This window comes from Pseudomonas sp. Pseusp9 (assembly GCF_059491265.1).
The window spans coordinates 1,608,687-1,623,564 of record NZ_CP168500.1 but is presented as its reverse complement, the minus strand read 5'-3'; the positions used below and the strand labels follow the sequence as shown (position 1 = coordinate 1,623,564).

The following is a 14,878-nucleotide window of genomic DNA, read 5'->3' as shown; positions in this document are numbered from 1 at the left end:
ACTCAATCTCGTCCTTTAAACCGGCATCTGCATGATGTCTTGGTAGGCCTGAACCAACTTGTTGCGCACCTGGGTCAATGCCTGGAATGACACACTGGCCTTCTGCGAGGAAATCATTACATCGGTCAGGTCGACGCCGCTTTTGCCGATTTCGAAAGCGCTGGCCAACTGAGTGGAAGCCTGCTGGGTGTCGTTCACTTTATTGACGGCCTGACCGAGCATGTCGGAAAAGCTGCTGCCCGCCACTTCAGGGACAGCCGTCGATTTCGGCGCAGACATGGCATCCATTTGCATGGCGCGCATATCCAGCATCAACCGATTGAATTCAATACCTTGGCTCATGGTCTCTCTCTTTGACGACCCGCAATTTTTTGACACTCACTCGGCGGGTAGTGAGGTGTTAGCAACAAGGGTGCCAGCTCCATGGCCTTGTTTCACAAAAGCCCTTCGTCAGTTCGCAATCCTCTGTAGGAGCGAGCCTGCTCGCGATGATCGTTAACGATAACGCGGGGCCGCAGGATAAACGCGGCGCTCTTGAGTCCATCGCGAGCAGGGCTCGCTCCTACACAGTAATAATCAGGTGGCGAACAGATAAGCCTCCACATCCATGCCGGCATCGCGCATCTGCGCCAGCTTGTAGCGCAGGGTTCGCGGGCTGATACCCAGGCGCTCGGCCGCCTCTTTGCGACGACCGCGCTCGGCGCGCAAGGTATCGATGATCATCTGGAATTCACGGCGACGCAGGTCATCGCCCAGCGCCCCGGCCGACTCGGCCTCGACTTCCACAGCACGTACCGTTGCCTGCGACAACGCAGGCAACGGGGCGCAAGCCACCGGCCCGGCCAGGCAGAAATCCTGCGGCTGAATCAAACCACCCTGCTGCAAAATCAGCGCACGCTGAATCGCGTTGTCCAGTTCGCGCACGTTGCCCGGCCACGGATAACCGGTCAGGCACGCCTGAGCCTCGGGCGACAATCGGGCAGGCGAATGCTTCATTTTATTGACGTGCCTGGCCAGCAGACGCTCGGCCAGCGGCAGGATGTCGGCAGTGCGCTCGCGCAACGGACGCCAGGCAAGAGGAAACACCGACAGGCGATAGTAAAGGTCCTCGCGAAAGCGCCCCGCCGCCACTTCACCCGCCAGGTCGCGGTTGGTAGTCGCGACCACACGAATATCCAGCGTGACCGGTTTGCGCGCCCCAACCCTTTCGACCTCGCGCTCTTGCAGCACGCGCAGCAATTTGGCCTGGAGCCCCAGGGGCATTTCGGAAATTTCGTCGAGCAGAATGGTGCCGCCGTCGGCCTGTTCGAACTTGCCGGCTTGCGCGGCAATGGCGCCGGTGAAGGCGCCCTTCTCGTGACCGAACAAGGTCGCTTCGAGCATGTTGTCCGGGATCGCTGCGCAGTTGATCGCAATGAACGGCTGATGTGCGCGATGAGAATGCTGATGAATGTAGCGTGCCAGCACTTCCTTGCCCGTGCCCGACTCGCCCGAGATCAGCACCGTGGAATCGCTGCGTGCGACCCGCGCTGCCAACTCGAGCAGCTGCGCACTCGCCGGTTCGAACGCTACCGGCCCTTCGCCTTCGGTCAGGCCGAGGCTGCCCAGGGCATGACGCTTCACCAGATCGAGCAACGCCTTGGGCTCGAATGGCTTGACCAGGTAGTCCGCCGCCCCCTGGCGCATCGCATCGACCGCACGCTCGACCGCGCCATGAGCCGTCATCAGCAACACCGGCAACTGCGGCTGCCGCACTCGCAGCATGCCAAGCAACTGGTGGCCGTCCATGCCCGGCATGTTGACGTCGCTGATCACCAGACTGAAGGCCTCGCCGCCGACAGCAGCCAGCGCCTCTTCGGCCGAACCCACTGCCTTGTAATCGTGCCCCGCGAGCAACAGCGTATCAGCCAGTGCCTCGCGCAACGCGCGGTCGTCCTCGACCAGTAAAACCTTGATCCCCATCTGCTTCACTCCGCCCCTTGAGCGTTGCTGAACAACGGCAGGCTCACCTGCGCGCAAGTACCGCGACCGAGCCGCGAACGAAGCTGCAATTCTCCCTGATGAGCACGCGCCACTGCCTTGACCACGGTCAGGCCAAGACCTGTGCCGGTGGCCTTGGTGGTAAAAAAGGGTTCGCCCAATCGCGCCAGAACGGCGGCATCGATACCCGAGCCACTGTCACTGACGCACAGGCGCAGGTTGTTGTCGCGGGTGTAGAGGTGAATCTTGAGGCGCAACTGACCGGCACTGGCCTGAATGGCGTTCTCGATCAGGTTGAGGATCGCCCCGACCAGCGTGTCGCGATTGCACAGCAACTCCCCCGAGTGACTGTCGCACTGCCAGCGGATCGGCAGATCCTGCACGTGGGTCAGCGCGGCCGCCTGCAACGACTGCATCAGTTGAGCAGGGGTCACGCGGTCGGTCAGCGGCAACTCGCCCCGGGCGAACACCAGCATGTCACGCACCTGGTGCTCCAGCTCGTGCAGGCGCTCCTTGAGGCGCCCGGCAAAGCGCTGCTGGGTAGCGACCGGCAGCGCCTGCTCGGTCAAATGACTGGCGTACAGCAGCGCGGCGGACAACGGCGTGCGTATCTGATGAGCCAGCGAAGCGACCATGCGTCCCAGCGACGACAGACGCTCATGACGGGCCAGTTGGTGTTGCAGATGGCGGGTTTCGGTCAGGTCATTGAGCAACACCAACTGGCCGGGCTCGGCGTCCAGCGAGCGCGTGGCGATCGACAGGCGCCGACCATCCTTGAGGGAGACTTCATGACCATCGTCTTCGCGCGGCGCAAAACAGCGAGCGATGACTTGGCGCCACAATTCACCTTCCAGCGGCAAACCCAGCAACTCGCACGCCGCCGGATTGGCCTCGCGCACGATGCCCTGGGCGTCAATGACGATGACACCACCGGGTAACAGATCAAGGAGGTTTTGCAGGCGGTTGGCCAGGCGTTCTTTTTCCGCCAGCTCCTGCATGCGCTGAGCACTGACCACCGCCAGTTCACCCTTGAGCTCGGTGACCCGGGCTTCAAGCATGCTGTAGGAATCGGTCAACTGACTGGACATCTGATTGAACAGCGCGAATGCCTGCTCAAGGCCCGGCCGACTCGTCTGCTCTACGGACGACGGTTGCCGCGAAGCATCAGGGACAGAAGACATCTGGGCGGCTTGGGGCATTGTGCTCTCTCGCTTGGCTGACCGTCAGTGAAACGGAACGTTGCGAGGGACGTAGCAATACCCGTGCCTAAAAAAAACTTCTTGTAAATGAATGGCTTGAAAAACAGGCGTCAATCCTCCGCCTGTTCGTCTCCATCACGACGGCTCATGCCGTACTTGCGCATCTTTTCCACCAGCGTGGTACGACGGATGCGAAGCCGCTCGGCCGCGCGCGCCACAATGCCATTGGCATCATCCAGCGCCTGCTGAATCAAGCCTTGTTCCAGACCACCGAGGTAGTCCTTCAGGTCCAGGCCTTCGGGAGGCAACATGGCGTTGGCCGTGAAGTCCGGCGTATGACCGTTGATGGCCACACGCTCTTCCAGATCGCTGCGCAGGCTGTCGACCATCTGCTCGTCTTCATCGTCGACGTAGCGGAACTTCTTCGGCAACTCGGCCACGCCGATCACGCCGTACGGATGCATGATCGCCATGCGCTCCACCAGGTTGGCCAGCTCGCGGACGTTGCCCGGCCAGCCATGCCGGCACAGCGACATGATCGCTGCCGAGTTGAAACGGATCGAACCGCGCTTCTCGTGCTCCATGCGCGAGATCAGCTCGTTCATCAGCAGCGGAATGTCTTCGACGCGCTCGCGCAGCGGCGCCATCTCGATCGGGAACACATTCAGGCGGTAGTACAGGTCTTCGCGGAAGGTGCCGACCTCGATCATGCTTTCGAGATTCTTGTGGGTCGCCGCAATGATGCGCACGTCGACGCTCTGGGTCTTGTTGCTGCCCACGCGCTCGAAGGTGCGCTCCTGCAACACGCGAAGCAGCTTGACCTGCATCGGCAGCGGCATGTCGCCGATTTCATCGAGGAACAGGGTGCCGCCATTGGCCAGCTCGAAACGACCGGCGCGGCTGGTGATCGCCCCCGTGAAGGCGCCCTTCTCATGGCCGAACAATTCGCTTTCGAGCAACTCGGCCGGGATCGCCCCGCAGTTGACCGGCACGAACGGCGCCTCGCGGCGCTTGGAATGGTAATGCAGGTTGCGTGCAACCACTTCCTTGCCGGTGCCGGATTCACCGAGGATCAGCACGCTGGCATCGGTATCGGCGACTTGCTGCATCATCTGACGGACGTGTTGAATCGCCCGGCTGGTGCCGACAAGACTGCGGAAAAGATTGGGTTCGCGATGCCGACCGCGCTCGCGGGCCTCGTCGTACATCTCGCGATAGACCTGGGCACGGTGCAGCGAATCGAGCAACTTGCTGTAGCTGGGCGGCATTTCGAGAGTCGAAAGCACTCGGCGACGCTGGTCTTCCGGCAGGTCAATGGAAGAATTTTCGCCCATTAACAAAACCGGAAGGAACTCATCCCAGGTCGAGAGTGTCTTAAGCAAGCCCAGAAGTGCACCAGGAGCATTGACCGTCCCGATAAGGACACAGATTACTTCACGACTTGACGACAAAGAGCCGACAGCCTGCTGCCAGTCATGGCTACCGCAGGGTAAATTTTCTTCGCCGAGAAAATTTAAAATCACCGCCAGGTCGCGGCGGCGGACGCTATCGTCATCAATCAGCAGAATTTTGGTTTCACGCCACATGCAATAGCAACTTCCCTAGTCAACTCAATGCCCAAAATGCTGGGGCAAGCTAAACGCTTGCAGGCAGGATATGCCTGAAGACGACTGAAATCTGGAACCAGCCACTAGTTAAGTCAAAAAACCGTGCACAGTCAAATTTATGGCGCACCATGTTCGGATTAACTGGCGTCAATTAACCAAACAAATGGTAAACCTTTGACGCCTTTTGTGCTTGGGTGATCTGCGACATTTCATCGACAATTGCTTGGCGCTCGCCCATGGTTGCGGTTAGCAGCTCTTTGTACACCTCCAACAACCCTTCCAGATTGCTGCGCACTGCCTCTTCATCGATCGGTGCCTCACTGAGCACTTCGTCGACGCATTCACGACACGTCGTATCCAGCTCGCCAATCGCGTCCCAGTTACGCGCCGCCAGGGCGTCGATCAGGGCTTCGCGAGTTTCTTCTATGCGCCGCAGTGCTTGACTCATGACGTCATCCTCAGACCCCCGGGTCTATTGATTGGCAATTGCATCCCAACCGCTTTTCAGGGTTTCAAGCAAACCTGAAACTTCGTCGATGATGGCGACGTTGTTATTGGTATTGGCTTCCATCAGACGATTCGTCATGTAGGCATACAAACTGTCGAGTTGCTGGACAGATGCCGGATCCTCGGCCTTTTCCGGATTCAGCCCGTCACGCAGCCCGATGATGATGTCCGCCGCCTTGCCCAACATCAAACCCTTGAGTGCGATATCGCCGCGCTCCAAAGCGCCCTTGGCTTGAGCCATACGATCCAGGCCACCCTCCATCAGCATCTGCACCAGGCGATGCGGATTGGCTTCAGAGATCTGAGCATGGGAATTGACCTTCTGGTATTGGCGAAGGGCTCTCATGGGGTTCATGTTTCTACCTCGTGACAGACAAAAACTAAAAAAGGACTGCTCTGATATTTATGTCGACTGGTCGACAAAAAACTTTAACGCAGGGCGGCAATCAATGTACAAGCCCAGACACGATCACTACAGCATGCCTGGTTTTTTTATGCCTGATCCGAATCAGTTGTTTTTCGGATTGTTCAGCGCATTGAGCGTGGTCATGATGCTGTCGCTCTGCGCCCGCAGCCTGGCCACCAAGGAGTCCATTGCGGTGTACTTGGACGTCAGACTGGTGGTTAACAGCGTCATACGCTCATCCAGCGTGGCCTGCTGCTTCGCCAGGTCGGTGAGCGTATCACTCAGCGATTTGGAGCGCTCTGCCAGCGTGCCGGTACTTGACTTGGCGTAGTCGTCGGTTGCTGCGGTCAGACGCTTGATCAGGCCGTTATCGCCAGTGAAGATACTGTTGATGTCTGCCGCGTTGGTGGCGATCGCCTTATCCCACTTCTTGTCGTCCAGGACCAGCAGGCCTGAGGTCGAATCAGTGGAAATACCAAACTGACCCAGCGACTTTAACGTACCGCCACCGGACATTGAGTTCAGCTCGTTTCGAATTGAACTCATCAAGGTACGCATCGACGCATCACCAGTCAAAGCGCCGGCGGTCGGCGTGCCATCTGGTCCGATAGTGACCTTGGTCTCGGCACTGATAGCCTTGACTAGAGCGTTATAGGTATCGATGAAACCCTTGACCCCGGATTTCATGGTGGTGTTGTTTGTATTGACGGCAATGGTGATCGGATTGAAAACGCCAGTGGTCGCATCCTTGGTGGAGACCGACTGCAACTTGATCGTCACGCCGCTGACCGCTTCCTCGATGGTATTCGATTTGGACTCCAGCGCGATCGACCCGTCAATGGTGTACTTGGCGTTCTTCGGCACCTCGACAACCGTTGCGCCGACATCGATGCCTGAGCTGCCCGATAGAATGATGTCCGAACCCACCCCCATGTTGGTGGAGGTCAGCACCAGACGCGATCCAGTAGAGTCGGTCAGGACGTTGGCACTCAAGCCAGAGGTGGAAAATTGTGAGTTAATCGAGTCACGAACCTGCTGAAGAGTCGCCCCGACAGGAACGCCCAAATCATAATTCTTACCCGACTGGGAAATGGTCAGGGTAGTCGGAGTAGTACCGTTGTTGACCACCGATGATGCACCACCGGCAAAAGTCTTGGTCTGCAGCTTCGAAGCACTGGCCAACTGGGACACCACTAGCTTGAAGCTACCGGTAGAGGCACCGTTACCCGCCGTCATGATTGCGATCTTTTCATCCGAAGATGTGCCAGTCAGCCCCGTGAAGGTTGTATTGGTGTTCATCGTGGTCAGGGCGCTACGAAAAGCACTCAGCGCCGCCTGGATCTTGCCGATCGACGACAACGTGGTGGTTGCTTTCAACGACTGGGTGTTGATCTGCGTTTGCTTCGGTACACGCTCGGCGTCCACCAGAGACTTAACAATCGCCTGAGTATCGATGTTCGAACCGATACCACTAACCGTTGAACCCGCCATCGTCTTTCTCCTTATCCAGTGGCCGCCGCTTTCTTGGCGATTAACGCCTCAAACGTGGATACCAACAAAATTCATGCCAGCTCAGACTTTGTCGTCAAATAACAAGCTGCTTGCCTGGCTCAGGCTTTGCGCCAGTTTCAGTGCAGTTTCCGAAGGGATCTGGCGAATCACGTCACCGCTCTCGGTGGCAATGACCTTGACCACGACCCGGCCGGTGGAGTCATCAATGGAAAAGTCCAGCTTGCGCTGGCTCGCTTGAACGAACTCGCGAATATCAGTCACGGCCTTTTCCAGCTCATCGTGCTTGGGCTCCGTCGCCGTCCTGGCAATAGGCTCGACCTTGGGTCGACTGACCGGATCAACCGGTACAGCTGGGCTTTGCGGTGTAGGCGCCGGATAAGACTGGTTCAACTTGACGCTCATATCCATGTCAAAACTCCTCATCACAGAAAAGACAAAAGGGCGCGTAAACGCGCCCCTCCGTCAATTACCAAGCGCTGAAATTACTGAAGCAGTTTCAGTACAGCGGATGGCAGCTGGTTAGCTTGCGACAGGATGGCAGTCGAAGCCGATTGCAGGGTTTGTTGCTTGGTCAGTTCTGCAGTTTCAGCAGCGAAGTCCACGTCCTGGATGGTGCTGCGAGCAGCAGTGGAGTTCTTCTGAATGTTCTGCAGGTTGTCGGCAGTGGTGGTCAGACGGTTTTGGGTAGCACCCAGACCCGAACGAACGCCGTCGATAGTGCCGATTGCCTTGTCGATTACAGCCAGAGCGTTCTGGGCGTTGTCGATGTTGGTCACGTCGGTCTGGGAGATGGTCTTCTTGGTGGAAGAAACAGTCGCAGTACCGAACACAGCCGATACACCAGTGGTCGCGTCGCTCAGGGAGTAGCCTTTGGCGGAGTCCAATTGAACGGCGCCGGTAACTACTTTGGCAGCACCACCCAATGCAGTCGCGGTAGCGAAGCCGCCGGAACCGTCTTTGGCGCTCAGAGAGATGTTGGCTTGAGCGTTGGCATCAGCGCCAGAGAAGGAAATATTCTCACCGGTATCGGACTTCACCGACAGGCTGGCGTTAACCGAATCGTAGTTGACGCTGATACCCAGCTTGGCCGCGTTCGACTTCAGCTGGTCAGCCAGGCTTGCCAGATCCGTCACACCAACAAAGTCAACGGTGCCGCTCGAACCTACTGCCAATTTGAAGTTCGATGGGGTAGCGCCAGTAACTCCCAGCTTGAGTTCTGTGCTTGCAGTGGCAGTCAAGCCACCGATGGAGCCGTTCAGCTTACTGGCGATGTCTTTTGCCGAAGCGCCTGCAGCGTAGGAGATGGAGGTGCTTTGGCCGTTACCGGTGACGGTCATGGCGCCTGCGGCCAAACCACTTGCGCTAGGAGCAATAGCCGAGCTCTTGATTTGCTGCGAACCGATCTGGTTGGCAGCAACGTTTTCCAAGCTCACGTTGATGGTTTCGTTGGCGTTGGCGCCTACCTGGATAGCCTTGGTACCGAACGAACCGTCCAGCAGCTTCTGGCCACCGAAAGTAGTGGTTTGCGAGATACGGGTCAGTTCCGAAGTCAGAGCCTGATATTCGTCGTTGTTCGACTTACGGTCATCGTTGCTCAGAGAGCCGGTAGCCGAGGACAGAGCCAGGGTACGCATTTTTTGCAGGATGTCGGTCGAAGCCTGCATTGCGCCTTCAGCGGTTTGAGCGATGGAGATACCGTCGTTCACGTTTTTTACCGCTTGGCCCAGGCCGTTGATCTGGCTGGTCAGGCGGTTAGCGATCTGCAGGCCGGCAGCGTCGTCTTTTGCGCTGTTGATACGCAGGCCGGAGGAAAGGCGCTGCATCGAAGTTTGCAGGGAGTTGCCAGCCTTGTTCAGGTTGCCCTGAGTAGTGATGGAGGCGATGTTGGTATTAACGGATAAAGCCATGACGAAATCCTCGTTGGATGGATACTGCGGCTTCCGGCCCTGGCAACCGCCTGGTGTGGCCTAGAGAACCTACGTAATAGTTATCGTCGCGAGGTGGCTTTGCTTGAGGGGTTTTTTTGATTTTTTTAGTGGCAGCGTGCCAGCCCTTTATATTCAAGGCTTTAGAGACAGAATGTTGGCGTCATAAAAACGAAAAACGCCCGGAAATCTGAATTTCCGGGCGTTTTTTTTGCCACTGCGATAGCGCCGATCAGCCGCGATAGAGAATCGCCGAACCCCACGAAAGGCCCACGCCAAAGCCGCTGATGGCCACGCGTGTCCATTTGGAATCGAACACATGGTTCTGCAGCAACAGCGGAATACTGGAGGAGACCGTGTTGCCGGTTTCGAGCATGTCCTTGACGAACTTCTCCGGCTCACCCTCTTCGAAGCGACGTGCCACGGCATCGACGATGGCCGCACTACCCTGGTGAATGCAGAAGGCATCGATATCCTGCGCTTGCAGATTGGACTCATCCAGCAGCTCATGCAAGTGCGCCGGGACTTTCAACAAGGCAAAGTTGAATACCTGACGACCATTCATGAAGAACACACCGTCAGTGACTTTCAGGTGCGGCGCACCGGAACCGTCAGTGCCGAACTTCGACTTGCCGAGCTGCCAGACCGCGTTTTCGCCCATCCAGGTGGCGGTAGCGGCATCACCGAACAGCATCGTGGTGTTGCGGTCTTCCGGGTCGACGATCTTCGAATAAGGATCAGCAGTGATCAGCAGGCCATTTTTCAGCCCTGCCGCTTCCATGAAACCTTTGATCGCATAGATGCCGTAGACGTAACCGGAACAGCCCAGGGAAATATCGAAAGCAGCGACATGAGTCGGCAAGCCCAGCTTGTCCTGAACGATCGCAGCGGTGTGCGGCAACCCCTCTGCATCACCGTTCTGGGTGACGACGATCAAGCAGTCAATGGATTCACGCTTGAGTTCTGGACTGGAAGCGAACAGCGCATTGGCTGCTTCGACACACAAATCGGAAGTTTCTTGATCGGCATCCATGCGCGGCAAAAACGCAGAACCGATTTTGCCAAGGATAAAGGTTTCGTCCTTGTCGAACTTTGCACCCTGGGCGTAATTATCAATCCCGGCTGCCGGCACGTAACTCGCTATATTTTTTATGCCAATCATTATGGCTTCCCAATAATAAACAGCTGAACATCGCCGCTCGCTGAATCGAGGGCGTCTACAGTCGGGGCCTGCCCCCCAGAAGGGGCCGCGTCGGGACTCAAGGAGACACCTTGATCAGCCCCGCCACCTTCACCGCCCGCAGACAGGATACAGTGAAGATGCGCGTTTTGACTGACGGGTCACTCAGAGATCAGTGGTTTATTTGATTTTGTGGTCCGGATCCCTTCCAGCGCGGCAGTTCAGTCAATCCGCCAGCCAGGCTTTGCGCCACGCCAACAGGTGTTCGTCCTTAAGCATCCATTTATCGAGTACCAAGCCGCGCAGGGCGTCTCCGGCCACGGCGCAGGCGTCGGGTTCAGAGAGATGTTCGCGAATAGCGGCAATCCAGTCTTTTGCCTTGTTCCTGACTCGGGTCACCGGCAAGTCACCGCGATAACAAAGGATGTCCGAGCAGATCACCGGGAAACCACAGGCGCCGTATTCCAATAGCCGTAAATTGCTTTTGCAGGCATTGAAAAAATTGTCCTCCAGCGGCGCCAGAGCCAGATCCAGATTCAAGCCTGCCAGCCTTGCCGGGTAATCCTCGATGCTCCCCCCCCCATGGAACTGGTGGACAAAGGGACGAAGTGCCGGTGGACACATGCCCATGAATACCCATTCCACTTCTTCTGCCAGCTCACGAACCACTTCGGCAATGACTTGCAAGTCGCCACCGTGGCTCGACCCACCTGCCCAGCCGACTCGAGGCTTGCGGCCTTGTTGGCGATGACTGGTCAGACCACTCCACCACTGGCCTGGCAGGCGGTTCTCTACCACACGAATGTCGGCATTAAAACCTTTCAGCGCATTGGCCAGCGGCTGGGTCGACACCACCAACCGGTCGCACAGACCCACGGCTTTTTTCAGGCGCTTGGCGGTGTCTTTGGGAAACAGATTGCGGCTAACGTTGCCGGTGGGCACGTCGAGAATGTAGTCATCCAGCTCGTAAACCTTGAAGGCTTTGGAGAATGCCTTGGTGTCTTGGATGATTTCCAGCTGAGGTGTGGAGAATTGCCGCTGAAAAATGATCGTGTCCGCCGCCAGCCGCTCCACCTCCACCGGCACAAGCAGGCGGTTGCTCACCGCGCCCTCGAGCAACCGTGCGGCTTTCAGGGCCGCAAAGGGCTGGCGTACCCGATAATGTCCGCTGCCAAAAGAGTCGCCGGGGTAACACAGCACATAAGGCAAGGAGCGAGTGGCGAACGGTTGCCAACCTGCCTCGCTGCGGCATTCGTAGGCGAAGCCACTGCCTTCCAGAGTCAGGTTGCGGTTGTAGGCAGGGTCGTTGGCGAGCAGCGGCAACCAACGCTGGTACATCGCCGATTGTTCGCTCTTGAAGCGCTCGCGCTTGGTTTCCTGCTTACTCTTGTCCACCTTATTCTGACTAACGCCGGCTTCGTGCATGAGCACCGAGTAAGGCGTCCAGACGATCAGGTGCCCGGCCTGGCCAACTTTCAGGCACAGGTCTACGTCGTTAAAGGAAACCCCAAGATTGGCTTCGTCCATTCCGCCCACCTGGCGGTACAACTCGGTGCGGATCATCAGACAGGCGGCGGTCACCGCGCTGTAGTTCTGGTCAACCTGCAAACGGTGAAGGTAGCCGTTGGACTGCATTGGGTCGCCGACGAATGGGTGATCCGCCACGCCGCGCAAACCGAGCACCACGCCACCATGCTGAATAGTCCCGTCGAGGAATAACAATTTGGCGCCGACGATCCCTACCTCCGGACGCTGGGCGTGATGGAGCAGTGCGCCAAGCCAGTCCCCATCAATGATCGCGGTGTCATTGTTGAGCAATACCAGGTAATCGCCCCGGGCCTGGCTGACGGCAAAATTGTTGATCGCCGAATAGTTGAAAGGATGAGCGTAACGCAGGATGCGCACCTTGGCGCTGTTCAGGCGCTCCATACCCGCGAACCATTCCCGGGCTTCGGTGGTTTCACTGTTGTTATCGACGATAATCAGTTCGAAGTTCGTGTAGCGGGTTTTCTCCATCAGGCTTTCGATGCAGCGCATCAGCATTGGCAGTTGGTCCTTGGTGGGAATCACTATGGACACCAACGGCTGCCCGCCGTGTTGGTAAACCACCCGATTGACCATCGGTAAAGGTCCTGCGCGCAACTCATGGGCAACGCCCAGGCGCCGCAAGTGCGCCTCGACTACAGCGGCGGAGTGTGCAATAACCTGAGGTTCGCCAAGCCACTGTCCGAAGTTGATTGCCTGATGCACCAGCACGTCAGCGAGATGCCCGACGGTACCCAGCCCGTGAGTTTCAATCAGCCTATAGAGCAGGTCATGGGGTGCCAGTTCGGCGAAGGCGGGATCAAAGCCATTGGCACCTAGCGCGGCCTCACGGCTGAAGGCCAGGGTTCGGCCGACATACAGATAACTGCGCAGCAGATCAAGGTTCAGGTCCGGCTTGAATATCGGATCCTGGCAGCCGCTTGCGGTCAGCGAGTCTTCATCGCTGTAGCATGCACTGATACCAGGGTTCAGGACGATGCCCTCGGCGAGCAATAGCAACGCGTGGGGGTCGAGTTGGTCGCCGCCCCGCAGCAGGTAGCACCAGTCGACCGGGATCTCCTTCAGCAGCTCATTGAGCTGGTTCGGCCAGGATTCAGCCAGTGGTAGCCAGACCAGATTGTCGGCTGGCGTCACCCCTACCGGTTCGGCATTGGACAATACAACGATAGCCGCCGCCCCGTATAGCTGGCGGTCGATGCTTTCCAGGCTGGAACGCAAAAGCGCAATGTCACCGGTGGTATCGGTCAAAACCAGCAGCACGTCCGGTTGCCGCGACCAGCTCGCCAGTCGCGCCGGCAAATCTTCAAACTCGGCGGCAGCCAGTTGTCTGGAGTCCAGCCAGCGCCGATACAGATCGATATTGCGCTGATGTTTGCCGACATTCGCCAGTACGCCAAAAAAGCGCTCCATGGCGTGTGCCAGGGTGCCGTCAAGCTGGCCGTGCTCAACTTCGAAATCTTTGCCCGTCAGGCGCATCCGTTCCAGGGGAGCCAACGCTTCGGTGCGCACAAAAAACATAGTGCCGGCAAAAAAATCCGCATTTTCGATTTGTCGTGGATCAATGCCGGCACGTTCGGCTAGGACGACCAGGTGCGTGCGGTTGCTTTCATCAAGGTTTTTGGTGACTGGCAGCCGGTACAACTCGGTGCCGAGCAGTGGGTGGTGTGCGGGGTCGGCCAGGTACTCGACGGAATGGCGGAAGCGCGCAGGGCTTAGCAGGTCATCAAAAAGGTCTTGAGCCCAGGAGTTCATCACGCCCAGGTGCACCGAGCGCTTGGTGTGCAGTTTGAGCAACGTGCGGATGTTATCGGCGCGTAAAAACGGCAGCACCCGCAGGAATGGCAAAACATCCCTCCCGTGATTCGGCACCCGATACAGCGAATACGCCAGCCCGCAGCCCGCCAACATGTCGCGCACCGTATCGTCACGGCCGGACACGCAGGTCACATATAAGTGCAGGCGTTCCTGCAGTTGAATCAAGCGATGCAAAATCTCTTGCAGCACATCGGGGTGAAACGCATGTATGACTACGCCGATTGGCGGTTCGCCGTATTCGAGAGTGGGCTGCTCCACCACCAGCACTTCGCACTCCCCGGCTAGCGGGTCTTCGCTGATTGTGTTGATGTGTAGGGTATCGGAAGCCAGGTAAGCGTCTCGCAAGCCAAACAGCCTGAAGTCCTGTCGCGCTGACAAGGGGGCGCAGCGAACCTGTAATAGCGGCTGCGGGCAGTACAGCCCCAGCGCGTGGATCTGTTTGGTGAAGTTGGCACGGCCCTGCTCGAACAGCGATTGCATGTCTGGCTGGTTCTGACGCTGCTCGACATGACGACGAAAGAGCGAAAGAGGCTCATCCAGAAAAGCCAGATGGCCCTGTTGCAGCAGATTCACAAACATTGCCAAGTCGTTGATGGCACGAATAACCACGTCGCCAAGGGCGCAGATGTGCGGCACCTTGTCTATCAACTGAGCCCGGCGAAACATCACGGTGCTAGGTTCGCCGATGAAGTTCACGGGCCAGTCGCAGAGCAGCGAAATAAGGTCGGCACCATGCACACAGACGTCTTCGCCAAATACTTTAGACGTCTCGACGATGTCTGGCAGCGGCTCACCCTGGGCATCTATCAACCGCCGTCGTGAGGTCACCAGCGAGATTTCGTCATGAGCATCCAGTACAGCGGCCATGCGCGGTACGCAATCGGCCAGTAGCAGGTCATCGTCGTTGAGGAACTTGATGTACTCGCCCCGAGCCTCTTCCAGGCAGCGATTGAGGTTGAGCATCCCGCCCAACTGCTGTTCGTTACGCAGGTAACGAACTGGCACAGCAGATTGAGCGGCAAGGCGCTCGGTGATCTGGCGAATATCATCGCCACGACAGTCATCCGTGACCACCACTTCGATGTTCGCGTAACGCTGGTTCAGCGCACTGCTCAGCGCTGCTTCGAAAAAACGCGGGTTGTAGGCCGGTATGCCAATGCTGACCAGCGGCAAGCGCTCGGCTGAGGGAGTAATTGTCATGC

Annotated in this window: 11 protein-coding genes; all 11 read right to left on the bottom strand. The window is 57.8% G+C overall.

The window, feature by feature from the left end:
- Window positions 1-15: 15 nt before the first annotated feature.
- A complete protein-coding gene (gene fliE, locus ACEN8E_RS07305) occupies window positions 16-342 on the bottom strand; it encodes a flagellar hook-basal body complex protein FliE (RefSeq protein ID WP_008021337.1) in 327 nt (108 codons plus the stop codon).
- Between the two features lie 234 nt (window positions 343-576).
- The gene (locus ACEN8E_RS07300; protein ID WP_495592028.1) at window positions 577-1,962 is read right to left on the bottom strand and encodes a sigma-54-dependent transcriptional regulator; all 1,386 of its coding nucleotides are present in this window, start codon (window positions 1,960-1,962) and stop codon (window positions 577-579) included.
- Window positions 1,963-1,967: 5 nt separating this feature from the next.
- On the bottom strand, window positions 1,968-3,161 hold the full coding sequence (locus ACEN8E_RS07295; RefSeq protein WP_495593285.1) for a sensor histidine kinase: 1,194 nt from the start codon (window positions 3,159-3,161) through the stop codon (window positions 1,968-1,970).
- A 128-nt stretch (window positions 3,162-3,289) separates the two neighbouring features.
- The gene (locus ACEN8E_RS07290) at window positions 3,290-4,765 is read right to left on the bottom strand and encodes a sigma-54 dependent transcriptional regulator (protein ID WP_495592027.1); all 1,476 of its coding nucleotides are present in this window, start codon (window positions 4,763-4,765) and stop codon (window positions 3,290-3,292) included.
- A 172-nt stretch (window positions 4,766-4,937) separates the two neighbouring features.
- Entirely contained in the window at window positions 4,938-5,234 is a 297-nt protein-coding gene (gene fliT, locus ACEN8E_RS07285) for a flagellar protein FliT (RefSeq protein ID WP_495592026.1), read from the bottom strand.
- A 24-nt stretch (window positions 5,235-5,258) separates the two neighbouring features.
- Window positions 5,259-5,648, bottom strand: coding sequence for a flagellar export chaperone FliS (gene fliS / locus ACEN8E_RS07280; protein WP_495592025.1), 390 nt, complete (start codon window positions 5,646-5,648; stop codon window positions 5,259-5,261).
- A 153-nt stretch (window positions 5,649-5,801) separates the two neighbouring features.
- Window positions 5,802-7,190, bottom strand: a complete 1,389-nt coding sequence (gene fliD, locus ACEN8E_RS07275; protein WP_495592024.1) for a flagellar filament capping protein FliD — start codon at window positions 7,188-7,190, stop codon at window positions 5,802-5,804.
- 81 nt (window positions 7,191-7,271) lie between these two features.
- A complete protein-coding gene (locus ACEN8E_RS07270; protein ID WP_495592023.1) occupies window positions 7,272-7,619 on the bottom strand; it encodes a flagellar protein FlaG in 348 nt (115 codons plus the stop codon).
- 74 nt (window positions 7,620-7,693) lie between these two features.
- A complete protein-coding gene (locus tag ACEN8E_RS07265; RefSeq protein WP_495592022.1) occupies window positions 7,694-9,118 on the bottom strand; it encodes a flagellin N-terminal helical domain-containing protein in 1,425 nt (474 codons plus the stop codon).
- Window positions 9,119-9,368: 250 nt separating this feature from the next.
- Window positions 9,369-10,298, bottom strand: a complete 930-nt coding sequence (locus ACEN8E_RS07260; protein ID WP_495592021.1) for a ketoacyl-ACP synthase III — start codon at window positions 10,296-10,298, stop codon at window positions 9,369-9,371.
- A gap of 243 nt (window positions 10,299-10,541) precedes the next feature.
- Entirely contained in the window at window positions 10,542-14,876 is a 4,335-nt protein-coding gene (locus ACEN8E_RS07255) for a glycosyltransferase (RefSeq protein ID WP_495592020.1), read from the bottom strand.
- Window positions 14,877-14,878: the final 2 nt, after the last annotated feature.

Coding starts and splice junctions, on each gene's coding strand:
- fliE (WP_008021337.1), bottom strand. CDS start 342: ATGAGCCAAGGTATTGAATTCAATCGGTTGATGCTGGATATGCGCGCC.
- ACEN8E_RS07300 (WP_495592028.1), bottom strand. CDS start 1,962: ATGGGGATCAAGGTTTTACTGGTCGAGGACGACCGCGCGTTGCGCGAG.
- ACEN8E_RS07295 (WP_495593285.1), bottom strand. CDS start 3,161: ATGTCTTCTGTCCCTGATGCTTCGCGGCAACCGTCGTCCGTAGAGCAG.
- ACEN8E_RS07290 (WP_495592027.1), bottom strand. CDS start 4,765: ATGTGGCGTGAAACCAAAATTCTGCTGATTGATGACGATAGCGTCCGC.
- fliT (WP_495592026.1), bottom strand. CDS start 5,234: ATGAGTCAAGCACTGCGGCGCATAGAAGAAACTCGCGAAGCCCTGATC.
- fliS (WP_495592025.1), bottom strand. CDS start 5,648: ATGAACCCCATGAGAGCCCTTCGCCAATACCAGAAGGTCAATTCCCAT.
- fliD (WP_495592024.1), bottom strand. CDS start 7,190: ATGGCGGGTTCAACGGTTAGTGGTATCGGTTCGAACATCGATACTCAG.
- ACEN8E_RS07270 (WP_495592023.1), bottom strand. CDS start 7,619: ATGGATATGAGCGTCAAGTTGAACCAGTCTTATCCGGCGCCTACACCG.
- ACEN8E_RS07265 (WP_495592022.1), bottom strand. CDS start 9,118: ATGGCTTTATCCGTTAATACCAACATCGCCTCCATCACTACTCAGGGC.
- ACEN8E_RS07260 (WP_495592021.1), bottom strand. CDS start 10,298: ATGATTGGCATAAAAAATATAGCGAGTTACGTGCCGGCAGCCGGGATT.
- ACEN8E_RS07255 (WP_495592020.1), bottom strand. CDS start 14,876: ATGACAATTACTCCCTCAGCCGAGCGCTTGCCGCTGGTCAGCATTGGC.